The organism is Vibrio sp. Of7-15 (assembly GCF_022347565.1).
Classification (GTDB): domain Bacteria; phylum Pseudomonadota; class Gammaproteobacteria; order Enterobacterales; family Vibrionaceae; genus NORP241.
Window position 1 is genome coordinate 562,389 of sequence record NZ_JAKRGH010000001.1, and the last position, 25,464, is coordinate 587,852.

Here is a 25,464-nt window from a genome sequence, read left to right on the forward strand (position 1 = left end):
TTTGGCGGCCACTTATTTATGAAAAGTTAATAATATATTGTCTTAGATCATTTTACACTTAATTAATAATACCTTTATTTAATTTCTTTTGGGGATAGGTAATGTGTAACTGATTGATACAAGACTCAATATGTTGAGCTGCACCGAAATAAAAGCCTTGGATGTATTTGCAACCATTTTTTACTAAAATATCTAATTGACTTTTATTTTCGACGCCTTCCGCGATAATTTCTATATTCAGCTGGTTTGCTAAATTAATGACGGTTGAGGTGAGTATTTGGCTGCTTTTATTTGTCTCCAGATCCTTAATAAAGGAGCGGTCAATTTTTATGATGTCTACTTCATTGTCAATTAAGTTATTTAGCGAAGAATAACCAGTGCAAAAATCGTCTAACGCGATCTTTATCCCATTATTTTTAAGCTCTTTAATTACAGACTGAGCATGTGGATTGGAAGACATCGCAATCGACTCAGTGATCTCAATAATAATGGCATCAGTAGAGAGCCCATACTGAGTGATGGTGTTTAGAATACTTTCTTGTTCTAATTCACTGCGCATAAGTTCTTTGATGGAACGGTTAACAGAAAATGAGATATGGGTAAAACCTAAATCATGAAGATTTTTTAGATCTTGGCACGCTCTGTGAAGTATTTGGTTACCAATTAAATGAATGAGCCCAAGTTCTTCAGCGATAGGAATGAACTCTCCAGGGGAGATCATGCCTTCTTCCTCATCTTGCCAGCGTGCTAATGCCTCGTATTTGATCACGCTATTTGTTGTGATGTCATAAACCGGTTGGTAAAAAGCAGTGAGCTTTTCATTTTTAATGGCCTGCTTTAATTTTTCTTTTATCAACAGCTTTCTTTTGTAATCTTTTTCTAATGCTTTATTGTGGTAAACAATCGTGTTTTTGCCGTTTTTCTTTGCATAAGACATAGCAACATTGGCTTGTTTTAGCAAAAAATGAGAATTTGACTCATGAGTATTAGAGAGGATAGCGACCCCAAGGCTTACCGTAATATCAATCTTAATGTCATCAAAAGAAAAAGTGGCTTGTAAGCCATTTTTTAGTTGTTTGGCAAACTCTTCTGTTTGCTGGTGTTGAAAATGGGGGAGGGAGATAGCAAATTCATCTCCGCCATATCGACATGCACGGCCATTTTCACCTATCAGGTTTTTGAGCCTTTCAGCGACAGAAACCAATAGCTTATCGCCCATGCCGTGCCCGTAGGTAGTATTAATGTACTTAAAATTATCAAGGTCGAGAAAAATTAAAGAAAGTGAGCTATTTCTTTCTTGGCTTGATTTCACATCATTAGCAAGGTTTTCGATGAAGTTACGTCTATTTTCTAACCCTGTAAGTTCTTCATAATCGGCAAGAAACTGTAGCTTTTGTTCGTTATATTTTCTTTGGGTAATATCTCTGAAGATGGCTATATAATTGGTAATTTGACCTTGTTGGTTTTTTACTGAGTTGATAGATAAATCTTCCGGGTATACATGTCCTTTTTTATGTCTGTTCCAAATTTCACCCGACCAGCTTCCTGTTTTATGTAAAGTTGCCCACATGTTTTTGTAATGGTCGTTACTTTGGAAGCCTGAAGAAAGAATAGAGGGATCTTGCCCTAATAATTCATGCTCTTTATAACCACTTATTTTTTCAACTGCATTATTAACTTGGACAATTTTATTGAACTTATCTGTAATTAATACAGCTTCAGAAGTTTGGGAAAGAATATAACGAGAAAGTTCATTTTTTTTCATGAGCTCATATTGCTCAGTAATATTTTGAACGGTTCCTTCAATAAATAAAATATCACCAAGTTTTGAGTGTTTTACTTCAGCAATTTTTCTAATTACTTTAACGTTATTATTTTTATTTATTACTCTAAAGTTTATATCTAGATGGCAAGTCTGACCAGAAATTAACTTTTCAATTTCGTTGTCAAATAAGTTAATATCATCCGGGTGGATTGCCCCTTTTATGTCTTTTTCTAAAGTGATATTTTTTTCATTTGGGTTGAGGTCAAAAATACGATACATTTCTTTACTCATTGAATATATATCTGTTTTTCTATTCCAACGCCATGAGCCAACCCCCGCTATTTGTTCGCCTTTTTCAAATTGCGCTAAGAGGTCATCTTTTTGTTTATTAGATAGCTGCTGTTGGATTTCTTGGCCGATGAAGTGCCCAATATGGGTCAGCCAAGTTGCATCAGGCTTATTGTCAGTGATAGGCTTATCAAATAAACACACTAAAATTCCAACTAACTCTCCTGTTCTGGAGTGAAGTGACAGACCAAAGTAACCATTGGCATTCAGTTCTTGTAGAGCAAGATCATCAGGAAATCGTTGCTGAATGTTTTGTTCATAGCAGCAATAATCCACTTGCCCTAACGTCACTGCACATGGAGTATTCTCTAAACCATAAGTAAAATTGGTGATAACGGTATTGTGATGCAGGCAGCATAAGGTTTCAGCGCTGAATTCAGTTTGGTTAACTTGGGCAATAAAGCAATAGGTTGGCTGATATTTTTTATTAATTAAGCGTAATGCATTTAGGTATAAATCATAGCTTGAGTTTGCTTGAATTAAATAACCAAAATCCATATTCATATGACAACCTTTTATAAAGTATTGTTGTTTTATGTTGCATCGCATTTGCAACTTATAGTTAAAAAACACCTTAAGTGCTGGTGCTTATAAAAGCACCAGTTTCATGGGAAAAGTGTTAAGATATTACAAAAGGATAATAACCTGTCTAAACAGATACAAAACTATTATTAAAATAGGTGACTAGTTCCACAAAAAATAACACTTATTTTATTTTTATGATGAATGATTTCATTGTTTAAATGAAAGTGAACATTATTTAATCGAATGTGAATGGAGTAATAATACTAAAATATGTATCTGTCAGTATTTAGAAATCTTGTTCAAACTTTGATTTCACGAACTCAATAAACGTTCTTAATCGAGTAGGTTGATATTTATCTCTGTGATAAATTGAAGATAAAGCCACATCAGGAATTTCCCAGTCTGGTAAGATTTGAATTAATCTTCCATTGTTGACGTCATCATTGCAATACATTAATGGAACTCGGATAATCCCGTTGCCATTTAGGGCATTTTGTACCAAAGCTTTACCATTTTTACAGGTGAAACGACCTTCGACTTGGACATCAATGTTTTTATTTATGTCATTAATGTGTTGGTAGCTCCATTTTTTTACAGAGCCTGTTAAACAGCGATGTTGAGTAAGCTCTTTAGGGTGGTTCAGTTCCCCATATTTTTTGATGTAGTCGGGGCTGGCAAGAGTGGTCATTTTTATGTCCATGAGTTTTTTTGCAATAAAGCCTGCATCTTCGAGTTTTCCCATTCGAAATGAAATATCGAACTCGTCTTCAATAAGATCGATTCGATGGCTACTGAAATCTAAACTGATGTCGATATCTGGGTATTGCTGCATAAATTGGCTAATGTATTTTGCGATGATCTCTTCACCAATATATCCGCCTACACAGTTGACACGAATACTGCCTCGTACGGCTTTGGCGTCATCGACGGTGGCTATAAGCGCTTGATCAATTTTATTTAAGGCAGTTTCACATTGAGTGAAAAAGTGGGTACCAGCTTCTGTGAGCCGTAGTGTGCGAGTCGTTCTTACAAATAAAGTCACACCCATTTGGGTTTCTAGGGCACTGATTTGCCGTGAAACATGAGAGCGTGATACAGCAAGGGCTTCAGCTGCTTTGGTGAAGTTACCAAGTTGGGCAATCAAAACAAAAGAGCGAACGTCAGATAAGTTGATTTTGTTGATCATAAGAGAGTTACCGAGTTTATTGTTGTTATATGGCAATAGTATTTCAATTGTACAGTGAGATATCAATAAAAAGGGAGAGAACATCTTTACTATCTCTCAGTCTTCTTTACCATTCGGTCGTGCTGAAAAGTGGGTTGATGCTCATATCATTTATTTTAATAACGAGAGCACAACGTAATAATGTTAAAGGTTAATTATGATGAAAACTCGTTCGGGGGAACAACTGATCCTTGGGGCTACCCTTTTTGCTGCATTAGGCTGGGTCGCTTCTAAACAGGTCATTCAAACAATGCCTGCCTATGGATTTATTGGATTACGATTTTTACTCGCAGGGATTGTTTTATTGCCTTTGTGTTATAAAGATCTACGACGTACTCAACCAGTGACGCTCTTGAAAGCTTTATTGGTGGGGAGCGTACTTGGTGTTGCGCTATTGATTTGGATTTATTCTATTTCTATTAGTGAAAACTTGGCCGAAGGGGCATTTATTATGAGCCTTGCTATGTTATTTGCCCCTTTGCTTGCGTGGCCCTTGTATAAACAAAAACCAAAACGGTCTTTTTGGATGGCGTTGCCCATTGCGATTGTTGGTATGGGGCTACTGTCGTTGACTGCGTCTTGGCAACTTGCCACTAGCCAACTTCTTTTTCTTATTTCTGCGTTGTTATTGTCATTTCATTTTAATTTGAACAAGCAGCTTACCCAGTATTTGAAGTCATTGCCGTTGGTGTGTATTCAGCTTTTTTCGATAGGATTAGTGGGGATTGTGGTGTCGTTTTTTACTGAGCAATGGAGTACAAGCTTTGTCGATAGTCATACATTATTGTGGTTTGGTATTTCAGTCTTATTTGCCACCAGCTTACGTTATGTACTTCAAACTCAAGGGCAAAAAAAAGTGAGTACGGCCAATGCCTCTGTGATCATGATTTTAGAGCCAGTATGGACATTACTGCTGGCTATGGTGATTTTTGGAGAGCAGCTAGAGCCACAAAAAATGCTTGGCTGCGGATTTATTTTATTATCACTCTTTATGTATCGAAGATGGGAGCAAAAACTAGCAATGGTTCAAGTGAGCTCTTAGTGGTTGAACCTTTTGGGGCTGACTGCCAAATGAATGTGAGTCGATTTTGACGCTGCCACTTATTTACTAAAAGGGAAAACATCCCGGTTATGGCATAAACAGATCTATGCTGTAGTTAGGGTGTTGTAATGTGCGGTTGAAACATGTTCTCTCAATTAATGAAAAGTGTGCTGCTGTTCTTGGTTGTGGCGCAATATGGTATTGCGGCTACGCTTGATGTGAAAATTCCAATGCTAAATTACAGAGCAGAAGGTTTTGACTATCAAAACAATTTGCTTGAACTGGCATTAGAAAAGTCAGGGGAAAGCTATCAACTAACGAAGATACCTATTGAGGCTAACCAAGTACGCCTTTCTTATATGTTGAAAGTGAATGATCAAATTAATGTTTACTGGATGGGAACGTCGGCTATTTTTGAAAAAGAGCTGATTCCGGTGCGCATTCCTTTATATAGAGGGTTGCTTGGTCACCGAGTTTTTATCATTAATAAACACAGTCAGCATCGATTTGATCGGGTTAAAAGCCTCGATGACTTACAGGTTATGCTGGCCATACAAGGGATTGGTTGGTCTGATATTGCAATTCTTGAAGAAGCTGGCCTGCCGACTGTTGCGACTAAATACAAGCATATCTTTCGTATCATGAGCTCCGGTGGTCGAGCGGATTATTTTCCAAGGGGGGTGAATGAGGCTTGGACGGAAGTTAACCAATATAAAGGGGAAAATCCAAACTTATCAGTAGAGTCTCATGTACTGCTTGTTTATCCTTTTGCCATGTTTTTCTTTGTGAGCCCTAATCACCCAGATATTGCTGCTGCAATTACTAAGGGCTTAAAAGTGGCTTATGCCGATGGCAGTTTTATGGCATTTTTTAATAATCACCCTACGGTTAAAGCCTTATTTGAGCAGGCAAATATGAAAGAAAGAGTAAAATTTGTGATTGGAAATTCATTAATGAGTGAAGAAACTTTAGCCATCCCTGATGAGTATTGGCATACAAACATGAACGATTTACGTTAATTTACGGCTCTAGACTGGTATTAATTTGGTTCTTTTATATAATTCGTTTTTTATTTGTGCTTATAGCCTATTACGTGAGCATGAATATTGTTGTTAACTGATCGAAGTAGTCATCATGTCAAAAGAGCAAGAACTGAATTCATTTACACGTCTTTCTAAAGGGTATACCAAAGAGCGTCGCGCTAGAGAGTGTGTAGAACTAGAACTGAATCGTTCTAAAATTATGCTTGCGAAATCATCCGATCATAAAAAGCTGGAACGTCTTTTTAAAGATCATTAATCCTTGCCTCTCTTAGTGCGCTGAATCGCTTTGTTTTGGCGCCATCTAGTCCTCCTTTCATCTTATGGCACTCTTGACGTCTTCAAACTATGCTATTCATTAGCTGGCAGGTTTGTAGTGAGGTCAAATGAAGCGCATTATTCAATGTCTGATCGGAATTGGCTGTAGTCTTGTCTTTTCATCTTTAGTTTCTGCAAAAGATAAAATTGATTATTGGCTTAAAACTGAATTCAATCAATCGACTTTGTCTTATAGTGAGCAATATAAAGAAATGGAATGGTTTGCTGACAAAGCGGAACCGTTTCAGGGCTTAACCATTCGAGTAACTTCTGAAATCATCAACACCCACCTTTATGAAGCCAATATTTTAGCCAAAGCATTCCATGATATTACTGGTATTAGAGTGGTTCATGAGGTTTCATCTGAAGATGATATTGTTAAAAAGTTTTCTTATCAGCTCGATTCTGGCGACAGTATTTACGATGCGCACATTGTTGATACGGATCTGATTGGTCTATTAGCTCGTTCTGGCAAAGTGATACCGATTAGTGAAATGATGTCTGGTACAGGTAAGGATTTGACTTTACCAACATTAGATATTGATGATTTTTTAGGTTTGCAGTTCGCGACATCTAACGGGGTGCTATACCAGCTACCCGATCAGCATTTTGTTAATTTGTATTGGTATCGCTATGACTGGTTCACCATGCCTGCATTAAAATCTAAGTTTAAGCAACTATACGGGTATGAATTAGGGATTCCGGTTAATTGGGCTGCTTATGAAGATATTGCTGAGTTTTTCACTGTTCATGTGAAAGAAATTAATGGTAAACGTATTTATGGCCACATGGATTATGGAAGAAATGATCCTTCTTTAGGTTGGCGATTCTCTGATGCTTGGTTCTCTATGGCCGGAATGGGAGACATTGGCATTCCGAATGGTAAACCCGTGGATGAGTGGGGCATTCGTGTTAAAGGTTGTCATCCTGTGGGGGCCAGTGTTGGGCGAGGGGGAGCCATTAACGGACCAGCAGCGGTTTATGCGTTAACGAAATTTAAGCAATGGTTATTTAATTTCGCCCCGACAGGAGCTCCTAATTTAACTTTTTCTCAATCCGGTACGGTATCGGCGGATGGAAGCATTGCACAGCAGATTTTTTGGTATTCGGCCTTTGCATCAACGTATGCCACCGTAAACACCCCAATTGTGTCTTTGGATGGCAAATTACGTTGGCGAGTGGCACCGACCCCAACGGGTAAATATTGGCGAAAAGGCATGAAGGTGGGTTATCAAGATGTAGGTGCATGGACGTTTTTGTACAGTACACCCACTCACTTACGTCATGCCGCTTGGTTATATGCTCAGTTTATTGTGTCGAAAACCGTTTCTTTGAAAAAAACCATGGTGACGAACACACCTATTCGTCGTTCAGATGTGTTCTCTGAGTTATTGGAAAACAGCTTAATGGCTAAAAGTGGCATTCTGGATTTTTACAAAAGCAAAGCAATGGCGAAGTGGTCTCCGACTGGGGATAACGTGCCTGATTACCCGGCTTTATCGGCTGGGTGGTATCTTGAACTGGCGGGCTATTTAGAAGGCAAGCTGACAGCGCAACAAGCCTTAGATAATTTAGCGGCGTTTTTTGATGGCCATTTGTCCAAATTACAGCAAGAGGCACGAAGCAGTAATGTGACTTGTGCTCCTATTCTTAATCCAAGGCAAGACAGAAATTATTGGCTTAAAAGGGATGGTTCACCAAAAGAAGAAATCGCAGCTGAACCGAAAGGAAAAACAGTACCTGTCGATAGTCAGTTATGGTAGTGAAGATCATAAGGTAAGACCCTATGAAAATGAAAGCAATACTCAGTGTGTTTATGGTGTTCATGCTTACTGGTTATAGTAAGGCTGAGGTGGTGTTAATTACGTCTGAGATGCCACCTTATGTGATGTCGAAAGACAAAGGCGCGATTTATGAGATTATAGATGTCCTTTTTACACGCTCTGAAATTTCCTACTCTGTTCGTCATATGCCGATTTCTAATGCCATAGCGACAACGAAAATTACTCCCAATCATTGTGTTATTCCATTAAAGCGTACTCAGAGTCGAGAGGTGGATTTTAAATGGATCAGCCCTTTGTACATCAGTTATTCCGCTATTTTTACTTTGCCAAATAGAGGAATATACATTCGCACCCTTGATGATGCTAAGAAATACACCATAGGTATGGAGTGGGGCAGTAACTTAGTGGCGTACTTTGAAGGGCTAAGTGATGAGTATAATATTTACCCTATTGATAAAGATGAACATAACTTACTGCGGTTATTGTCTAATCGGATTGATTTATGGGTAACCACGGTGGATGTTGCTGAGTATTTTGCGTTTAAATATGAGCAGAACATAGAAAATAAGCTGACCTTTTTGACCACCTTAGAATCCATTGCCTGTAATCGAACTATGGAAGATGAAATGATTGACCGATTGAATCAAGAAATAGCAAGAATGACAGGGGAAGGGCTAATCAGTGCTCTATTGGCGAAAGCGAGGGGAGATTAAACTCTGTTGGGTTAGATTCTTTCGAGTTAAGGTTAACTTTTAGGGAGTAGGGCTAACGAAATATTAGCCCTGTATCCGATTAGGCTTAAGCGGTTTTGTCCGCCTTTTCTTTTGGATTGTTTTCTTTGTTGTTTTTGTTTTTGCTTGTATCCAGAGTGGTCACGGCATCAGACGGAGCAATTTCACGGTTTTCACCAATTAAAACGCCACCTTTCTCAATAGTTAGTTGCTGACTATGGATAGTGCCTTTCATTTGACCTTGAGATTGGATATTTACTTCATGGCAGTGACAAGAACCTTCAACTAGGCCGTTAATGATGACATGGCTAGCATGGATCTCACCTTGAACTCGGCCTGTAGGGGTTATGAATACATTTTTCTCAGTTGCAATAGTGCCTTCAACAAAACCATCAATTTGAATATCTTGCTCGACACTGATTTCACCGTTAATACGACAGCCTTTTGCGATAACAGATAGCGACGTAGAGGCTGGTTTTTGTTGTTTTTGACTAAAAAGTCCCATGAATATAGCTCCAGGCGAGTAAGGTTTTCTTCGGTTTATTTTGGCTAGTGATAATTCAAAATAATTGATGGACACAGCCTAGAAAGAGATTTGATATTTTTATCGTCTCTGAGTCAAGTTTTGTTTTAATTTTTTGGTGATCCAAAGAGATAAATTGTGGATGTTTTTCATGTGGTTAGATGTTTTTAAATACATCTGATGAAGATACGAGCGATTGAGCCGCAATAGCTTGTGCTGCTATAGCAAGGTTGATACTCTGAAATTGTAGATAATAACAATAGGCCCATACATATGGACATGAAACTGTCGCAATTAGAAGCTCGTATTATTGGTTGTTTACTTGAAAAAGAGAGTACAACGCCTGACCAATATCCCCTTACTCTTAATGCATTAACGACGGCATGTAACCAAAAGAGTAACCGTGATCCTGTTATGTCTCTTTCAGATGCGGAAGTGCTTGATGCGACTCAGGCATTAATCACTTCTCGTTTAGTGACTGACGAAAGTGCATTTGGTAGCCGTGTTTCGAAGTTCCAGCATCGCTTTTGCAATACTGAGTTTGGTAATTTAAAACTAACCAAACAAGAAGTCGCAGTAACATGTGTGCTGCTTTTACGTGGCCCTCAGACTCCAGGGGAAATTCGAACTCGAACCAATCGTTTATGTTCTTTCACTGATGTCTCTGAAGTGGAATCAGTATTGCAAGGTATGGCAGAGCGTGAAGACGGTGGTTTAGTCGTACGATTACCAAGAGAACCGGGAAAAAGAGAATCCCGTTTTGCTCACTTATTCAGTGGGGAAGTTGATGTCTCTTCACCAGCAGTGGCACTGTCTAGTGAGTCTGTAACACATGCGGATAATGCTCGTTTAGAAAAGTTAGAGCAGGAAGTCTCTGACTTAAAAGAAGAAGTAAAAAGTTTAAAAGCGTTACTTGAAGAATTAACCTCTTAATGACTAAAGAGAGCAAGGTTAAGCCTGAGCCTGTCTGGTTTGTGTATCTTATACGCACAAAGACAGGCTCTTTGTATTGTGGTGTTACCAATAATGTTGAACGACGCTTTTTACAACACCAAACAGGCAAAGGAGCAAAGGCGTTGAGAGGAAAAGGGCCTTTGATATTAGAGTGGAATCAAGAGGTTGGGGATAAATCTAGCGCATTACGAATTGAATATCGATTAAAGAGATTACCAAAAGTGAAAAAAGAGCGTCTGGTTACTGAACAGCTAGGTTATGAATCTTTTCTTTCTATTGAGGACATCTGTTGAAATAGCGCTTTTTATGGTGATCTGGATCTATTTTCATTAATTCCATTACATTCTAATTTCTATTTAGTGTGATTTTTGTCACTAAATAAATATGGATACTTCATTATGATTCTTGCTTGACTAAAGTTTGCTTAGGCTAGTGAGGATTGCATGAGCGTATTAGTAGCCATTTCATTAACAACGGGAATTTTGTCGGGCCTCTGGGGGTGGATTGCTGTTTCATTGGGCTTACTCAGTTGGGCTGGATTTTTAGGTTGTACAAGTTATTTCGCTTCCCCGACTGATGGTATCAAAGGTCTCTTCACCAGTTTATTGACAAACATGTCTGGCGTATTTTGGGCAATGGTGATCATTCATGGGTCGAGTGTTGTTGGTCTTGATATTATGGGGTATGTGATCACGGCGGTGGTGGCTTTCTTTATGTGTATTCAAGCTAAGCAATCATGGCTGAGTTATATACCGGGAACCTTCATTGGTTCATGTGCGACTTTTGCCGCTGGTGGTGATTGGCAATTAGTGGTTCCATCACTTATCTTAGGCGGGATCTTTGGTTACTTGATGAAAGCTTCAGGTGTTTGGGTTCATCAGAAATTGAATCAACCAAAAATGGCGGAAGCTAAATAATTTGACTCCGAAGTAAATAAAGAGAAGTGTAAATGCGTAGAAGTGATGATTTTCCTTCTACGCTAGATACTCTTTTTGAGCTAGCCTATTTCAACGCCCTTCATGTAGTTTACTCATTCAATATTTTTCTGATTAGGCCATACGCGGTTATTAAGAGAGTTGCGACTAGAAGGTTTCTTGTTGGCGACCTTTATGTTGGTACATTTTTTTATCCGCTTTTTCGATCAAGCTTTCGATAGTAATGATTTCAGAAAACGCACAAGAAGCGACCCCGATGCTTGCTGTGATTTTTTTATTTTCAACATATAAAGATTCCGTTAGGTAATTCTCTAAGCGTTTATATACTTTTAGCGCTTCATTATGGTTGTGCACACTGCAAACTAAAATGAATTCATCTCCGCCAAATCGCCCAAGTAAGTCACTTTCTCTTGATAACGCGCGTAAGCAATTACTGGTATGTGATAAAACGAGATCGCCAAAAGCATGGCCATAATTGTCATTACAGAGCTTAAATTTATCGATATCAATAAAGAACAAGGCAAGGATCTGATCAGAATGCTTTTTAGTGGCTATGAGTTGATTGGTTTTATTAATGAATGCATTGCGATTCAAAGTATTGGTTAGAGAATCATAATTAGCGGTTTGGTACAGCTGCTGTTCGTAATCAAATTTTTCAAGGGCAACGGCATAAATTGAAGCGGCCATTTCTAGCACTTCTAGCTCAAACTCTCCAGGAACAGAAGGTTTGGAGCTGTATATAGCAAAAGTCCCTAGTACTTTTTCAGCAGAAGAGAGAATTGGCATGGACCAACATGCATGCAGATTAGCTTGTTGGGTTAATTCTGTATAGGGGCTCCAATTAGGGTGTGTATTAATGTCTTCAACGATAACCGCCGTTTTTAGATAGGCAGCAGCACCACAGGATCCCACATTTTCTCCTATTTCGACTCCTTCAATGGCTTTGTTATAAAAGCTCGGCAGGTTAGGAGCAGAAACACAATGTAAGGTTTTATTGACCTCATCAAGCTTTAAAATTGAAGCAAGTCGATCATCGAACAATTCTTCTGCAAGATGAATGATTGCTTTATTTAGAGCATGGAGGTTCATTCCCAAAGCAAGCTCTTTGAGCAGTGCGTTAAATGAACGATGTGCAAGTAATAGCTGATCAGTATTCAAAATCACGCTTCCCAACAACAAAATAGGCACTAATGACGCCAATGTATAGGCGTTTATATTTATATTAATAACGTAAATTTTAATGTGCCCTGTTTTAATAAGATAGCACCTTGTTGCATATTTGTGTCCTAAATATAAAAAATTAGAATGCTTTGTACATTAAAACAGTTACTGCATCTGTTCATGGTAGAGCACACAGAAGTGATAGGGGGTATTTGTGCGTGTATAGTGCTTTTTGAAATGGTTGGGGTGAAGGGCTTGTTTACTATTAAGTGCTTATACCACTGCCGGCATCGACAGCGATATAAGCAATTTCATGTTACTTAGTTACGGCGTCACCTTTTCAAGGGCAGAGCCCGAAACTGTCGTTTTGGTATTGTGTTTCTCTGCGTGATTGATCAGTTTAATTAATGTTTCTGGCTGCCATTCCTGCGGCTGAGAGGCATATTGCGTTGCCATAAATAGCGTCATTTGTTCCTGTAGCTCTTTTTTAAGTTCACTATCTATCTGGCCATTAAATTGTTGAAGCCACACATTAAAATGGTGTTGAGCTTCAATAGCGTGTTGCTTCTCAAGGCTGCTTATTAGTGCCGATTTGTGATTGCTTACCACATGTGAAGGCGTTGAAGTTGTGTCCGGCTGATTTTGTTTTTTACTGACTCGCCACAAAACAGCAAGAGTAGCTAACCAGCAAAGGGCAAAAAACAGAGCAACATAAGGCCAGTAGCCAGCGTCTTTCTCCACTCTAACTTCTACTTGAGCTGGAGCATTAGCGGCTGCTGGCTCAGAAGCCTGCGCTAATATTGGGTTTGCTTGCTCTGCTGGAGAAACTGTTAATGTGAGTGCGGATGCGGTTGCCACTTCTTGTTTTTCTAGCTGGCTGTTCCACCAGTTAATTTTGACTTCTGGTAGGGTAATTGAGCCGGTGCTACGTGGAATAATGACTTGTTGTATGGTCATTACCGTGTTGCCTTGTTTGTCTTCGCCGTAAGTGGGTTTTTCATCATAAACACGTACTGAATCTGGATAATTAATGACTAAGTTAGGCAGTCTTTCTTGGGGAATCCCTTTTACTTTAAGTACTAAAGTACGGGTAATTGGCTCTCCTGCCACAACGTTTGTGCTGGCTAATTGGCCATTGTCTTGATGCCATACTTGCCCTAGTGATAAGTCTGGGGTAGGTAGCCATGTTCCTTGGTAGCTTGCCGGTTTCGGTAATACGGTTATTTTTTCCACGCCACTGCTCTGTTTGAGTGGGATCATGACATTGGCATTATAACGACCTTGAGACTGGATCAGCGTTGCCTCAAAACGTGCCCCCTCTAAGAGTAAATCGCCTGTTGTATTGGGTGTTACAACGAAGGTTTGTTCGAGTACGGTTGCTTGAATACCTTGTACAACGGTTTGGTATTGGTTGGCTTCGCCTTTAGCAACAATATTTAACCCAGAGCCTTGCGGAGGAAGTAGGGAAGGTGATTGTAACCGTCGTGGATCGGCTTTGATGAGCAGTTTTAGATCAAATGTGGCACTTTCCCCTTCGTATAAACGCGCTTTAGATAGGTCACCTGTAAGCTCAATAAAATCAGAGCTATCTTGTTTTACGGTGTTTTGAGAAACGGTTAAAGCAATCGGCTGTGTGTCGGAGCCTTCAATGCGAAATGAAGGGATGATGATGGTGCCTTCTTTTGTTGCCGCTAGTGGTAGTGTCCATTGAGTTTGGATCTGAGTTTTACCATTAATACTCGATTGATACGAGCTAACACTTGGTCGCCCCATATTAAAGTCAGACTCTAAGACAGAAAGGTCAAGATTATTGGCATCAACTCTTTTATCGATAGAGATCATTAATTGGAACACTTCGTTTACCGCAACATTATTTTTTGACACCGTTGCGATTGCTTGTGAAGCAAAAGAGTGAGCACTGTAAAAAAGAACCAATAAGCTGACCACAAAGCCAGTAAGGTAAGACAACGAGCTTTTACGTTCTTTGGTATTAAGAACGGAAGCACGAGAGTAGGTTTGAGATGTATGTAGTTTCATGTTCATTATTTTCTTAACACCTAGTTACCAAGAACGTTCTGTTTGAGGTGGTGTGTCTTTTTGTTGCGCTTGTAACAACAACTGTGCGTGCAGTAATCGGCTAGCATCATCAGGGATTTGCTCAAGCTTTTTCAAAATCGGATCAGCGTAAGCGGTGTTATGCTCAGACTCTTCTCCTGTATTTTCTGCTTGCGCGATACTTGATGGTTCACCGTTTTCTTGCTCGCTTTTTTCTGCGGGCTTAGCAGGCTCATTGGCCATTTGGCTTTCTTGTTGTTGCTCTTGTTGGTTTTGTTCTTTAGAAGACTCCGGTTTGCTTTCTTCATTTTTCTGTTCTTGTTGTTGCTGTGAGCTATTGTGCTGTTGCTCTTCCGATTCGTTACTCTTGTCCTGAGGCTTATTTTCAGCATTCTTATCTGACTCTGACTCTGACTCTGACTCTGATTTGTCCGAGTCTGGAGATGAGTTTTGATTCTCACTGTCTTTATTATCAGATTGCTGGTTTTGTTGTTCCTCTTGTTTTTGCTCTTGGTCTTTATTTTGTTCAGAGTCGGAGGACTCATCTTGCTGTTGCTGTTGCTGTTGCTGTTGCTGTTGCTGTTGCTGTTGCTGTTGCTGTTGCTGTTGCTCTAGCGCTTTCTTTACAACATCTAGGTTTTTCTGGGCATCAGCGTGATCAGGTTGCTTCTCTAAAATATCTTCATACGCTTTTTTAGCTTGTTCCAATTGACCTGATTGAGCCAGTGCATTGGCAAGGTTATACCGAGAAGTAGGATCTTCTAGGCCAGTTAAACTGCTGATAGCACTTTTAAAATCTCCAGCTTTATATTGGGCAATACCTTTCCAAGCAGGATCACTAAATAGTTCAGCCGCTTGTTGGTAGTCTTCATTTTGATAAGCTTGGTAGGCAGCACTGTTTTGGTTAACCCAAGGAGCAGCATAAACATCAGGGATGGGTAACACCATGAAAAATAAAGCTAAAACCACACCTCGCCTAAAGCCCATTAAGGTGAGTAATAACAGAGGAATGAGCAGCCAATAGCCGCCATTTTCTTTGTCTTCCAGCTTATTTTCGCCTTTTGTACTTACACTTTCTTGTGGCTTTTCAGTCGCTGTAATGATGGCTTGAATATCAGTGTTATTTGGTTGAACAAGCTGTAAAGCGCCACCGGTTTCTTGAGTTAGCTTAGCCAGAGACGATATATCCATTTTGGCAATAACAGGTTGTCCCGCGCGGTTTTGAAGCAGTTGGCCGCTTTCCAATTTAATTGGTGCGCCTGCTGTTGTCCCTATGCCTAATACAGATACTCGCCATTTTGTGTTGCTCAGTAATTCAAGAGACTCATCGAGCTCTTTATCGGTTAGCCCATCAGTAATTAAAATAATATCCCCTTGTTGGTGACCTGCTTGGCTTAGCATGTCGATAGCACTGCTAAGGCCGGCAGCTGCGTTACTGCCTTGGATAGGAAGGATCGCAGGAGACAGATTTGGAACTAAGTTTGCCAAGGTCTGGCTATCTTCAGTTAAAGGGCTCACGATATAGCCATCACCAGCATAGGTTACTAAGCCTGTTGCACCTTCTTTCCATCCTGGTAATAAGTCGAGTGCTTTGTAGCGAGCTTGTACTAGGCGGTTAGGGGAAATGTCGGTCGCGTACATAGAGCGAGACATATCCATGACCAACACTCTCGCACCAGTTAGGTTATAGGTTGGCATTACTGTGCTATTCCAGCTAGGGCCTGCCAATGCGATAACAGACATTAACCAGCCAATGGCAAGCAAAATATAGGGAACAGAAGACTCTTTTTTGACTTGAATACCAAAATGTTTTGCCAAGTGCGGAGCAATTAAGCCGCTGCCTTTATTGTGCTTTTTAAGCCAAGGCAACAAGATGGCGAGTGGTATTAAGGCTAAAAACCACAGTGGAAAAAGAAACGTAAAATTAGCCATGACGCTTCCTTATGATCAGAATAATAATGGAAAACAATAGAGCGCCCATTAAAGGGAAGCGGAACCACTCTTCACGAGGTCGCCACGTTTGCTGAGCTTCGCTCACTGGCTCTAATTGATTGATGATGTCGTATATTGTGCTTAGCTCTTGTGGGTTACGAGCTCGGAAATACTGCCCGCCCGTTAACTCGGCAATTTCAGTCAGTGTTTTTTCATCTAGATCTTGTGATGGATTCACAGTGCGAGTGAACATGAACTGACGTTGTTGCATTTCTTCTGCACCAACACCAACGGTATAAATGGTGACGTTACTTTTTTTGGCAAGCTCAGCGGCTTCAAGTGGGTCGATCACACCGGAAGTATTTGCGCCATCACTTAGCAGCACAATCACACGCTGTGGGGCATCGCTTTCAATAAAGGTTTTTGTCGCAATGCCAAGCCCTTCACCAATGGCAGTGCTTTTACCAATTAGGTTCAGCACTGCACGGTTTAACTGTTGTTCTACGGTTTTACGGTCAAAGGTTAGCGGGGTTTGCAGGTAAGCATGATCGGCAAATAATACTAGCCCTAGGCGGTCGCCTTGTCGCTTTTGAATGAAATCAGACAGAACCTGTTTCACTGCGGTTAGGCGATCAATATTGCCATTACCAGTCACCATATCTTCAATGGCCATAGAGCCAGACAGATCAACCGTTAGTAGCATGTCTCTGTGTTTGGGTTGAACTTCGATAGGGTCGCCATACCAAACAGGACGAGAGGTGGCTGCAATAAGGCAAATCCAACATAAAACAATCAAGCTTTTTCGCCACCATTGCTTTGGCTGTTGTTCAGAAATGTCGGTAGGAAGGCTTGGTAATCGAATGGCTGCAGGTTGTGGAACCTCAGGCACAAAACGATACACAAGCCAAGGCAGAGGTAAAAGAAACCATACCCACCACCAAATAAATTCAAACATTTTGGTTTCCTTTCTTAGGAGGCAAAGCATGAGTGAGCCAGATTTTGGCTTGCTCTAGGCACATCTTCTGAGTATCAGCTGGTAGGCTAGCTGTTGGCGCGTAGAGTGCGGCAAGCCATTCTGCTTCTTTGGCCTGAAAGCCATGTGATTTTCGATACTTTGCGGGCAGTTGTTGATCTAAGAAGTGAAGCCACTGTGCTCCGTTTAAAGAAGCCACTCGGCCACGAGAAAAATAACTCATTGCTGCTTGTTTTAGCAGCTCTGATACCATTGCAATGTCGTTTTGGTAAGCCGAAGTTTGTAGCAGTTGTAGTGCCTCTTTCTTTGCGGCGTGATTAGCATTGCGCTTTTTAATGAGAAACAATGTACCTGCCACGGTAAAAAGTACAACAGCCGCGAGTACCCACCAGCCCCAAGCTAAAGGCCACCAGCTTGGGGCGGCTTGTAAATGGATGTCGGCAAGGGGTAATAGCGGTGTTGTTGGTTCAGTCGCTGGTTGAGTTAGGTTACTGGCCACGGCGTTTCTCCTTATCACCTAGTTGGGTGAGCAAAGGGAGTGCGGCAGACAGTGAGTGAATGGGAACACCTAATTGTTGAGCCATAGTCATAATAAACTGTTGATGGAGCTGGTAGTGGTGCAGTAATGCGGTACGCGTTTTTTTTGCGGAAAAATCAAGCCAAGCAGAGCGTTTACTGTCACTGACGTTTTCTAACCCTCTAAAGCCGGTTTGGCCTTGTTCAAGCGGATCGGAAATCTGGACAAATTGAACTCGGTTGTGTTGGCGTAGCTGACTCAGCAAAGTTTTATCTTCAATGCGCAGATCATAAAAGTCGCTGATCATGACAATTTCGCTGCCTTTAGGGCAAAGGTGAAGAAGGTTTTTTAACGCGTGAGTAAAGCCAAAGTCTGATTGCTCAGTTGTATCAGCGCCAGTTTGTGGGTTCTGAACAGCATCATGTGCCTGTATTAAGGCATTAATTAAGCGCAGAGGCCCTTGCTGTCTCGCGGTTGGTTTGCACTCGATAAGCTTATTGCCAGTGTAAATAATGGCACCGACACGATCTTTTTCTCGTACTGTTAACCAACTGAGCAGACTGGCAAAGTGAGCGGCCTGCACAGATTTTAAAAGCAATTGAGACCCAAACAACATGCTTGGGCTTAAATCGATAAAGAGCATTACTGGTTGCTCTTTTTCTTCACTGAACAGTTTTGTATGGGCTTTTCCTGTACGAGCGGTAACACGCCAATCAATAGAGCGAATATCATCGCCCGGCTGATACTGACGTACTTCGGAAAAGTTCATTCCGCGTCCTTTTTGGCGACTGGTGTGGTTACCATTGAGTTGAGACCACACACTTTGCGCCGGAGGCAGCCATTTGACCGCCTGATTTTTGTAATACAGCAGTTCAGCCAAACATAGTGTGACACCGTCACTATTTGGCGGTAATGCTAAAGCTGAACTGGCGGTTTTGCCATTCATGCGCTTGTTACCTGTGTGATCAGCTTATTCACAATGATATTTGGGTGAATGCCTTCTGCTTGAGCTTCATAGCTAAGCAATAAACGATGGCGAAGAACAGGGTATGCCATGACTTGAACATCTTCCGGTGTTACAAAGTCGCGGCCGGATAGCCAGGCATGAGCGCGTGCACAGCGATCGAGAGCGAGTGTGGCACGTGGACTAACCCCCATTTGTAACCAGCTAGCGAGCTGATCGTCGTATCGCTCTGGTTGGCGAGTGGCCATGACTAAACGAATAATGTATTGCTCAATGGCATCGGCCATGTGGATCGAAAGCACTTCTTTGCGCGCTGAGAAAATATCACTCTGACTGATAGACACAGGTTCTGGGTTTGACTGCCCAAGAGCTTCGCCGCGGTTTAGTCTTAGAATATCCAGTTCACTTTCTTCATTTGGGTAATCCACACTCAAATGCAGTAAGAAACGATCTAACTGCGCTTCTGGTAGTGGGTAAGTCCCTTCTTGTTCAATTGGGTTCTGGGTTGCCATGACTAAAAACAAATCAGGTAATGAATAGGTGTTTCGGCCTGCGGTGATCTGTTTTTCTGCCATGGCTTCAAGCATTGCAGCCTGCACTTTAGCGGGGGCACGGTTAATTTCATCGGCCAGAACGAGTGAATTAAAAATAGGACCTGCCTGGAAAGTGAATTCACCAGTTTCAGGGCGGAAAATATCGGTACCTGTTAAATCGGATGGCAGCAAATCAGGGGTGAACTGAATACGGTGAAAATCACCTTCAATTGAGTCCGATAATACTTTTACGGCACGTGTTTTAGCTAAACCTGGAGGCCCTTCAACAAGTATGTGTCCATCTGCAAGTAAGGCAATCAGCAATTGTTTTACTAATTCAGGTTGACCAATAACCTGAGACTCAAGGTGGCGTTGTAAGCGTTGAAACGTATCCGTTAGCATGGTGGTGCATTCCTCAAAATCTGAATAACATGCACTGCCTGAAGAAAACTATGATTCATGATAATAAGGCAGTGTCTAATGATGTGCTTTCAGTAGCAAATCTTAAACATGCTACTGAAAACATGGATATACGACAAAGAGCGAGCCGAAAAGTTCGCTCTTAATGGTATGAATGGGGTTGTTTGGTTGAATTTCAAGCTCTCCCCGGATTACGGTAGTACTTTATTGAGACTCCAACTCAGCAAGCCTGTTTTTAGATTCAATCCATTGTGACATGTATTGTGTGCTTTTCATTGTATGGTGGTTCAACATAGCACCGAAAAAGTTGTTTGCACGATGTTGCTCTAAATTGGCATAAGTTTGTGTGATGCGCTCGATGAGACCGTTCCCCAATTGTTTACCGTTAAAACGTTCATGAAGCAGTTCATGAGCATGTCCGCTTGCTTGATTCCATTGTTCTTCGTTTTGATAAAGAGCAACAGCGGCATCAGCAAACCCTTGGGCATCATTTGCCACTATGCCTGGCCACGGTGTTTGGCCTGTCATGCCTTCAGTACCGATATTTGTGGTAATGCTTGGGGTTTGAACATGCATGGCATCTAATAGTTTGCCTTTAATTCCAGCACCAAAACGCAAAGGTGCGAGGCACACTTTGGCATTTTGCATCACTTCAAGGGCATCGTCCGCCCAGCCTTTAATAAAGAAGCCTTGTTTTGGGTTATTTAGAGCGGTTGCTTTTGGTGGTGGGTAAGATCCATAAATATGCAGCTCGGCTTTTGGTAATTGTTTACGAATCAATGGCCAGATTTGCTGTAAATAAAGCACAGAGTCCCAATTTGGAGCATGGCGGAAGTTACCGATCACCAAAAAGTGTTCACGTTCTTGAAAGCGTAGTGTTTGAGTCGGCAGCTTTTCTAAGTTCAACATGAAAGGCAAGTGGTGTAGCAAGTCACCATCTATTTTAAAAGTGTCGGTTAACAGCTTCATTTCGTGATCGGAAATGATCAGCGACATGTCTGAGCGCAAAATAGCCGCAATTTCACGTTTGGCTAAATCGGTTTTAAAGAGGTCTTGCTTTGTCAGATCTTTGCCTTGTTTGAGTGCTTGATGGCGTGCTTGACGTAAACATTGTAGATCTTCTGTATCTAATAAGCGTAGGGCATTAGGGCACTGCTTTTCTACTCGCCAGCCAAATTGCTCTTCCATCATAAACCGATCGAACATAACCATGTCAGGTTGAAGTTCATGAATATATTCATCAAAGCTGGAGTCGTTCAGTTCAATGGCTTTACTCGAAATCCCGTCTAAAGATAAGTCCACCATGTGCTCTGTTTGTTGAGCTGGGCTTGCAAACGTTACTTGCCAACCTTGTTGTTTATATAGCCTCAACAGTGACATCATGTGGCTGCCCGCCGCTGAAGAATTAGGTTCAGGCCATACGTAGCCAATTACAAGTACCGTTTTCATTTGATTTATCCAATCGAGAGTGTTGCCATTATGGTAATCCATATCACACGTAAAAGTCGTTTTTATCGTAGTAGATTTGTTTTCTAATTGCTTGATTGACGGAGTTTTAGTCAGTTAAGCGAGTAGGTATTTGGTTGATGGTGTGCAGTACGGTAGAATTACAGGCAGTGATATTATTTTGTCGATAATTTTGGAAGAGAATATGCAAGATTTTGAAAAAGAACTTCAAGCAATGCCAAGTGATGAACCTGAAGTGGCATTACCATCAATGGAAGAGCAGAAAAAAATTGTTGCTGAACTGAAAAAACTGGAAGCTGAAGGTAAGCTGACTCCAGAAATCATGGAAGAGCACTTTGGAAAATTCTTTGCTGAGAAGAAGCCTCACTAAGTTTTCTTAGAATTAGATGTTCAAATGCCCACTATCTTCAGTGGGCATTTATTATGTGGCTATCAAGCTTCAACATAAAACAGGTACAAAAAAGGCGAGGTCAGAAAACCTCGCCTTTCGATATAAAGAGTAGTTTAGATTACGCAGCGCTTGCTTTTAGTGCGCTTGCTTTTTCTGCGTTCACAGGCTTAGTGATAAGAGCCAGAACAACAGCCACACCCAGCATAGCAGCAGAGATAGTGTAAGCTAGGCCGTAAGAATCTGAGTACGCGAACGATAGGCCAACAACCGCTGAACCGATTGCACCACCGATACCCCAAGATGTGTAAAGCACACCGTAGTTAGTACCGTAGTTTTTCAGACCGTAGAAGTCAGCTGTGATTGATGGGAATACCGCTAGAAGCGTACCGTAACCAACCGCAGCAACCGCTGTACCGATGATCAGAGTGAACTCAGAATCAAACGTTGCGAAAAGAACCATGTTGATGCCTTGTAGGATAAAGGCAAGAAGCAGAGTTTTCACACCACCGATTTTGTCAGATAGGATACCTGCTGCAATACGACCACCTGAGTTAAATACCGCTAGGATAGAAGCAAGGTAAACAGCGTTTGGAATGTTCGCTTGTACGCTTGCAATTGTAGTGATGTTACCAATCAGCATTAGGCCAGCAGAAGCGGCGAATGCGTACATTACCCATAGAGAGTAGAACTGAGGCGTTTTTAGCATACCACGCCAGTTGATATCAACTTGTTTGATAGCGGCTGCTGGAGCTTGGCCTGGCTTTTGCGCTGGTGCTTCAGGTGTGTAACCTGCTGGTGGGTTATTGATTGTGCATGCTAGAGGAACCGCGATAACTAGAATACCAACACCAAGAATTAAGAAGCTTGTTTCGATACCGTAGCTTGTGATCAAGGCAGAAGTCAGTGGTGCAAGGTAAACCGCAGCAAGACCGAAACCAGCAGCGATTAGGCCGTTAACCATACCTTTTTTAGAAGGGTGGAACCATTTCATTGCTGAAGGAGCAAGACAAGCGTAACCAAAGCCGATACCAGCACCAGTTACCACACCAAAGGTGATAGCAAGCATCATTGGTGTTGTTGCAAAGCTAGAAGCAATCATACCTAGGCCAACTAATACTGTACCTAAGATAAGAACCAAACGTGGACCCATACGGTCTTGTAAAATACCAGCAACTAAAAGACAAATAGAAAAGGTAAGAGTTGCAATTGCATAAGGTTGTGATGCATCAGCAGCTGACCAACCAAGATCAGTTACTAAAGCTTTGTTAAATACACTCCAAGCGTACAGAATACCCATACAAAGGTTAATACAGAAACCTGCAAGCAAAATACGCATTGCTTTATCAAATTTTTTCATTATTGCTCTCAATAATTTTGGCTGACATCTACATCTAATAGACAGTATAAAAAGTACACATTCATAAAAATATGTTTGCCTTATTCAACTAAAGTAGCATTTTTAAGGCGCGCGGATTCTACCAACCTAAAGAGAGCAATGGAAGTAATAAATGTTACATTTTAAATGTGATTTTGTGATGTTAATCAAAGGTATGCTTTGTAGCGTAAATGTGAAGTGTTAATTTCTGTTTATCAATGAATAAATAATAAAGGCACTGAATTTTGTTTTCAGTGCCTGAAAATTAAGCAGATCCTGCTAAAGTTGCGTTAACTTAAGGTGAAGCTGTTTATTTGTTCAGTAAGTTCGTGCATTCGGGCTTCAAGCACTTTTATTTCTTCATCTACTGCGCTAATCATTGTGCCTGTGCTGCTGACCAAGCCTGTGAGTTCATCCAAATCGGCGTTTACGATGTTGGCCGTTTCAGATTGTTGGTTAGTCGCGGCTGCAATATTAATGTTGAAATGTGATATCTCTTGTACTGCTCCAGATAAAGAATCAATGTAATTGCGTGTGTCGTCTACAGATTCGTGTGTATTGTCACTGGCTGTTTTACTCTTTTGCATGTTTTCGAAAGAGGCTTTGGCGTTGACACTGATATCATCCAGTAGCTTACGTATGTCTTCTGTCGCTGTTTGACTGCGTTGCGCGAGTGTTCTTACTTCATCTGCGACGACAGCAAAGCCACGGCCTTGTTCACCAGCACGTGCGGCCTCAATGGCTGCGTTTAATGCTAATAGATTCGTTTGCTCGGAAATAGCGGTAATGGTATCGAGGATCTGCGAGACATTCAGGGTCTGTTTCTCAAGCTCTTCAACACGATTGAAGGTGCTTTCAATACTTTGATGAAGTTGGCGAGTCGCCTCAAAAGTTTGAGCACTGTGGTCTAGGCAAACTTGGGCATTCTGACTGGCTTTATCTGTTGTACTTTGTGCCTCATTGGTTACATCGGCTACTTGTGTACTGGTTTGTGCCATTTCTGTCATTGCGGTGGCAATGCTGTCACAGCGATGAAATGTGTCTTGACTGGCTTGTTTCGCTTCGATGATACGTTGGTTTAATTCAACTAACTCGTGCTGTGTTCTTGAAGCAACATCGTGTGCATTGTTTAGTGGGGTGGCTAAGCTCTCAAGTAGATGATCAATATGACCTGCGAGGTTAGTAAATTCATCATCTTTATCATCACTCAACTTTTTGGTTAAGTTTTTCGTCGAAGCGATCTCTTCAATTTTTTGGCCAAAAAAGTTGACTCGTTGGCTGATGGCTCGAACTGAAATAACGGTTAGCACAACCATTGGTACAACAAGAAAAATGCAAATCCCGATATAAATATTACGAGCCCATGCTGCGCTAGACATGAGTTCTTTTGCTTGGTTTTGAACATTTTCAGACACGGTATCAGCTACATTTTTTATTGAACCAATACGCTTAGTGGCTATAGAGAACCAAGTACTTGCTTCTGGCCCTTCTAAGTTTGATAAAGATTGTTTTTGCCCTAAGTACTGATTTTGAATCGCCTGAACCTGTTGCCACTCACTGGAATTGGTTGCTTGGCTAAGAAGGTTGCTTCCTGGATGTGGAAGAGTCAGTTTGGCTTGTCGTAAAGCGAATTTCTCTGAAGCAATGTAAGCGGTAATGTTGGCATATTTATCAAGGGAGGATTGCTTGCCTGCAAACGCACCGTTTAGTGCACCGCGAGTTTTTCCTGCTTTTTCTTTCATTTGCAACAAAGAAAGAAGTCCCTGCATGCTTTGTGTCAGTTCCTGAGAATTTACCTGAGTTAATATTATTGCCATGCTATCGAGGGAGAGCTTGTTCAGTGTGGAATAATATTCGAACGGGGATTGGGTTAGCGACAGGCTATCTACTTGGGTACGCATCGCCTTTTTGTTACGTAATTGATTTTGAATGTCAGACATTAATTGGCTTACTAATGCTGGTTCAAGGTATTCAGGCGTAAAGCTAACCAGTTGTGAATGTGCCGCATCAGCTAGTCTACGTTGGTTGTTTAAAGCGTTTTTCCCTTTTTCCCCTTTTGAAGCAACAAAACCAGCAGTTAAGCCGCGCTCTACCGCAAAATTATGAGCCACTTGATCAAGTAAGTTAAAAAAGGTGATGGCTTCATGTGATGTGGCGGCGTGGCGATAATTTTGATTGGTTTGAAAGAGTTGCTTCGAGAGTAAAAAGAGTACAAGAAATAGTGGAACGGCAGCAATGATAATTAAACGTGTTCTTATATTTATAGTTGGCATGTAGATAGACCTATCAACAATGGTATTTATTATTGTGTCAATTGTATTATTAAAAGTGGGGGCATTGTAGCACTTTATTTTGAAATGGCATTGCTGTCACGTAATTGAATTATTGACTGTGTCAAATTAACGTCAAATCTTATCTCATTCCATATAATGAAACGAATATATTGATAGTATAAAAATATAAATAAGTGCACATTGCATTTTATA

Annotated in this window: 22 protein-coding genes; 9 read left to right on the forward strand and 13 right to left on the reverse strand. The window is 40.9% G+C overall.

Translation table 11 applies throughout. The annotated features are described in order from the left end of the window. Positions 1 to 58: 58 nt before the first annotated feature. Positions 59 to 2,404 (reverse strand): EAL domain-containing protein, encoded by a 2,346-nt coding sequence (locus MHO82_RS02240; RefSeq protein WP_239182213.1) that lies wholly within the window; start codon positions 2,402 to 2,404, stop codon positions 59 to 61. Between the two features lie 520 nt (positions 2,405 to 2,924). Beyond that, a complete protein-coding gene (locus tag MHO82_RS02245) occupies positions 2,925 to 3,824 on the reverse strand; it encodes a LysR family transcriptional regulator (protein WP_239182214.1) in 900 nt (299 codons plus the stop codon). 196 nt (positions 3,825 to 4,020) lie between these two features. Between MHO82_RS02245 and MHO82_RS02250 the strand changes: the two genes are divergently transcribed. From MHO82_RS02250 to MHO82_RS02270, 5 genes are all read left to right on the forward strand, one after another. After that, positions 4,021 to 4,905, forward strand: a complete 885-nt coding sequence (locus MHO82_RS02250) for a DMT family transporter (RefSeq protein WP_239182215.1) — start codon at positions 4,021 to 4,023, stop codon at positions 4,903 to 4,905. A 143-nt stretch (positions 4,906 to 5,048) separates the two neighbouring features. Continuing rightward, positions 5,049 to 5,924, forward strand: coding sequence for a hypothetical protein (locus MHO82_RS02255; protein ID WP_239182216.1), 876 nt, complete (start codon positions 5,049 to 5,051; stop codon positions 5,922 to 5,924). 115 nt (positions 5,925 to 6,039) lie between these two features. Further along, complete coding sequence (locus tag MHO82_RS02260; protein ID WP_239182217.1) at positions 6,040 to 6,204, forward strand: hypothetical protein; 165 nt, start codon at positions 6,040 to 6,042, stop codon at positions 6,202 to 6,204. 127 nt (positions 6,205 to 6,331) lie between these two features. After that, complete coding sequence (locus tag MHO82_RS02265; protein WP_239182218.1) at positions 6,332 to 8,026, forward strand: ABC transporter substrate-binding protein; 1,695 nt, start codon at positions 6,332 to 6,334, stop codon at positions 8,024 to 8,026. Between the two features lie 23 nt (positions 8,027 to 8,049). Then, positions 8,050 to 8,760, forward strand: coding sequence for an ABC transporter substrate-binding protein (locus tag MHO82_RS02270; protein ID WP_239182219.1), 711 nt, complete (start codon positions 8,050 to 8,052; stop codon positions 8,758 to 8,760). A gap of 85 nt (positions 8,761 to 8,845) precedes the next feature. On the opposite strand, the gene MHO82_RS02275 is transcribed toward MHO82_RS02270, so the two are convergent. Next, the gene (locus MHO82_RS02275; RefSeq protein ID WP_239182220.1) at positions 8,846 to 9,283 is read right to left on the reverse strand and encodes a polymer-forming cytoskeletal protein; all 438 of its coding nucleotides are present in this window, start codon (positions 9,281 to 9,283) and stop codon (positions 8,846 to 8,848) included. A gap of 291 nt (positions 9,284 to 9,574) precedes the next feature. On the opposite strand from MHO82_RS02275, the gene MHO82_RS02280 reads away from it, so the two are divergent. The 3 genes from MHO82_RS02280 to MHO82_RS02290 all read left to right on the forward strand — a co-directional run bounded on the left by MHO82_RS02280 (position 9,575) and on the right by MHO82_RS02290 (position 11,172). Next, a complete protein-coding gene (locus MHO82_RS02280; protein ID WP_239182221.1) occupies positions 9,575 to 10,234 on the forward strand; it encodes a DUF480 domain-containing protein in 660 nt (219 codons plus the stop codon). Then, on the forward strand, positions 10,234 to 10,548 hold the full coding sequence (locus MHO82_RS02285) for a GIY-YIG nuclease family protein (protein ID WP_239182222.1): 315 nt from the start codon (positions 10,234 to 10,236) through the stop codon (positions 10,546 to 10,548). Before MHO82_RS02280 ends, MHO82_RS02285 begins: the two co-directional genes overlap by 1 nt. 150 nt (positions 10,549 to 10,698) lie before the next feature. Continuing rightward, on the forward strand, positions 10,699 to 11,172 hold the full coding sequence (locus tag MHO82_RS02290; protein ID WP_239182223.1) for a DUF1097 domain-containing protein: 474 nt from the start codon (positions 10,699 to 10,701) through the stop codon (positions 11,170 to 11,172). A 165-nt stretch (positions 11,173 to 11,337) separates the two neighbouring features. Here MHO82_RS02290 and MHO82_RS02295 read toward each other — a convergent pair whose 3' ends face one another. The 8 genes from MHO82_RS02295 to MHO82_RS02330 all read right to left on the reverse strand — a co-directional run bounded on the left by MHO82_RS02295 (position 11,338) and on the right by MHO82_RS02330 (position 21,194). After that, a complete protein-coding gene (locus MHO82_RS02295) occupies positions 11,338 to 12,348 on the reverse strand; it encodes a sensor domain-containing diguanylate cyclase (protein ID WP_239182224.1) in 1,011 nt (336 codons plus the stop codon). Between the two features lie 327 nt (positions 12,349 to 12,675). Further along, positions 12,676 to 14,394, reverse strand: a complete 1,719-nt coding sequence (locus tag MHO82_RS02300) for a BatD family protein (protein ID WP_239182225.1) — start codon at positions 14,392 to 14,394, stop codon at positions 12,676 to 12,678. A gap of 18 nt (positions 14,395 to 14,412) precedes the next feature. Then, on the reverse strand, positions 14,413 to 16,338 hold the full coding sequence (locus MHO82_RS02305; protein WP_239182226.1) for a VWA domain-containing protein: 1,926 nt from the start codon (positions 16,336 to 16,338) through the stop codon (positions 14,413 to 14,415). Further along, positions 16,331 to 17,293, reverse strand: a complete 963-nt coding sequence (locus tag MHO82_RS02310) for a VWA domain-containing protein (RefSeq protein WP_239182227.1) — start codon at positions 17,291 to 17,293, stop codon at positions 16,331 to 16,333. Before MHO82_RS02310 ends, MHO82_RS02305 begins: the two co-directional genes overlap by 8 nt. Beyond that, complete coding sequence (locus MHO82_RS02315; protein ID WP_239182228.1) at positions 17,286 to 17,810, reverse strand: DUF4381 domain-containing protein; 525 nt, start codon at positions 17,808 to 17,810, stop codon at positions 17,286 to 17,288. Before MHO82_RS02315 ends, MHO82_RS02310 begins: the two co-directional genes overlap by 8 nt. After that, positions 17,800 to 18,774 (reverse strand): DUF58 domain-containing protein, encoded by a 975-nt coding sequence (locus MHO82_RS02320; RefSeq protein WP_239182229.1) that lies wholly within the window; start codon positions 18,772 to 18,774, stop codon positions 17,800 to 17,802. Before MHO82_RS02320 ends, MHO82_RS02315 begins: the two co-directional genes overlap by 11 nt. Continuing rightward, positions 18,771 to 19,727: a MoxR family ATPase gene (locus MHO82_RS02325; RefSeq protein WP_239182230.1), complete on the reverse strand. Its 957-nt coding sequence runs from the start codon at positions 19,725 to 19,727 to the stop codon at positions 18,771 to 18,773. Before MHO82_RS02325 ends, MHO82_RS02320 begins: the two co-directional genes overlap by 4 nt. Positions 19,728 to 19,949: 222 nt before the next feature. Then, the gene (locus MHO82_RS02330) at positions 19,950 to 21,194 is read right to left on the reverse strand and encodes a glycosyltransferase (RefSeq protein ID WP_239182231.1); all 1,245 of its coding nucleotides are present in this window, start codon (positions 21,192 to 21,194) and stop codon (positions 19,950 to 19,952) included. Between the two features lie 202 nt (positions 21,195 to 21,396). Here MHO82_RS02330 and MHO82_RS02335 point away from each other — a divergent pair, with 202 nt between their 5' ends. Then, positions 21,397 to 21,582, forward strand: coding sequence for a restriction endonuclease subunit S (locus tag MHO82_RS02335; protein WP_239182232.1), 186 nt, complete (start codon positions 21,397 to 21,399; stop codon positions 21,580 to 21,582). Between the two features lie 139 nt (positions 21,583 to 21,721). On the opposite strand, the gene MHO82_RS02340 is transcribed toward MHO82_RS02335, so the two are convergent. Both MHO82_RS02340 and MHO82_RS02345 read right to left on the reverse strand, forming a co-directional pair. Further along, positions 21,722 to 22,960 (reverse strand): OFA family MFS transporter, encoded by a 1,239-nt coding sequence (locus MHO82_RS02340; protein ID WP_239182233.1) that lies wholly within the window; start codon positions 22,958 to 22,960, stop codon positions 21,722 to 21,724. A gap of 308 nt (positions 22,961 to 23,268) precedes the next feature. After that, the gene (locus MHO82_RS02345) at positions 23,269 to 25,251 is read right to left on the reverse strand and encodes a methyl-accepting chemotaxis protein (RefSeq protein WP_239182234.1); all 1,983 of its coding nucleotides are present in this window, start codon (positions 25,249 to 25,251) and stop codon (positions 23,269 to 23,271) included. Between the last annotated feature and the right edge of the window lie 213 nt (positions 25,252 to 25,464).

Bases quoted from the DNA above. Each gene is read 5' to 3' on its own strand.
- MHO82_RS02300 (WP_239182225.1), bottom strand. From the start codon at position 14,394: ATGAACATGAAACTACATACATCTCAAACCTACTCTCGTGCTTCCGTT.
- MHO82_RS02275 (WP_239182220.1), bottom strand. From the start codon at position 9,283: ATGGGACTTTTTAGTCAAAAACAACAAAAACCAGCCTCTACGTCGCTA.
- MHO82_RS02285 (WP_239182222.1), top strand. From the start codon at position 10,234: ATGACTAAAGAGAGCAAGGTTAAGCCTGAGCCTGTCTGGTTTGTGTAT.
- MHO82_RS02345 (WP_239182234.1), bottom strand. From the start codon at position 25,251: ATGCCAACTATAAATATAAGAACACGTTTAATTATCATTGCTGCCGTT.
- MHO82_RS02320 (WP_239182229.1), bottom strand. From the start codon at position 18,774: ATGAATGGCAAAACCGCCAGTTCAGCTTTAGCATTACCGCCAAATAGT.
- MHO82_RS02250 (WP_239182215.1), top strand. From the start codon at position 4,021: ATGATGAAAACTCGTTCGGGGGAACAACTGATCCTTGGGGCTACCCTT.
- MHO82_RS02310 (WP_239182227.1), bottom strand. From the start codon at position 17,293: ATGTTTGAATTTATTTGGTGGTGGGTATGGTTTCTTTTACCTCTGCCT.
- MHO82_RS02325 (WP_239182230.1), bottom strand. From the start codon at position 19,727: ATGCTAACGGATACGTTTCAACGCTTACAACGCCACCTTGAGTCTCAG.
- MHO82_RS02245 (WP_239182214.1), bottom strand. From the start codon at position 3,824: ATGATCAACAAAATCAACTTATCTGACGTTCGCTCTTTTGTTTTGATT.
- MHO82_RS02265 (WP_239182218.1), top strand. From the start codon at position 6,332: ATGAAGCGCATTATTCAATGTCTGATCGGAATTGGCTGTAGTCTTGTC.
- MHO82_RS02335 (WP_239182232.1), top strand. From the start codon at position 21,397: ATGCAAGATTTTGAAAAAGAACTTCAAGCAATGCCAAGTGATGAACCT.
- MHO82_RS02260 (WP_239182217.1), top strand. From the start codon at position 6,040: ATGTCAAAAGAGCAAGAACTGAATTCATTTACACGTCTTTCTAAAGGG.
- MHO82_RS02340 (WP_239182233.1), bottom strand. From the start codon at position 22,960: ATGAAAAAATTTGATAAAGCAATGCGTATTTTGCTTGCAGGTTTCTGT.
- MHO82_RS02330 (WP_239182231.1), bottom strand. From the start codon at position 21,194: ATGAAAACGGTACTTGTAATTGGCTACGTATGGCCTGAACCTAATTCT.
- MHO82_RS02305 (WP_239182226.1), bottom strand. From the start codon at position 16,338: ATGGCTAATTTTACGTTTCTTTTTCCACTGTGGTTTTTAGCCTTAATA.
- MHO82_RS02255 (WP_239182216.1), top strand. From the start codon at position 5,049: ATGTTCTCTCAATTAATGAAAAGTGTGCTGCTGTTCTTGGTTGTGGCG.
- MHO82_RS02290 (WP_239182223.1), top strand. From the start codon at position 10,699: ATGAGCGTATTAGTAGCCATTTCATTAACAACGGGAATTTTGTCGGGC.
- MHO82_RS02270 (WP_239182219.1), top strand. From the start codon at position 8,050: ATGAAAATGAAAGCAATACTCAGTGTGTTTATGGTGTTCATGCTTACT.
- MHO82_RS02280 (WP_239182221.1), top strand. From the start codon at position 9,575: ATGGACATGAAACTGTCGCAATTAGAAGCTCGTATTATTGGTTGTTTA.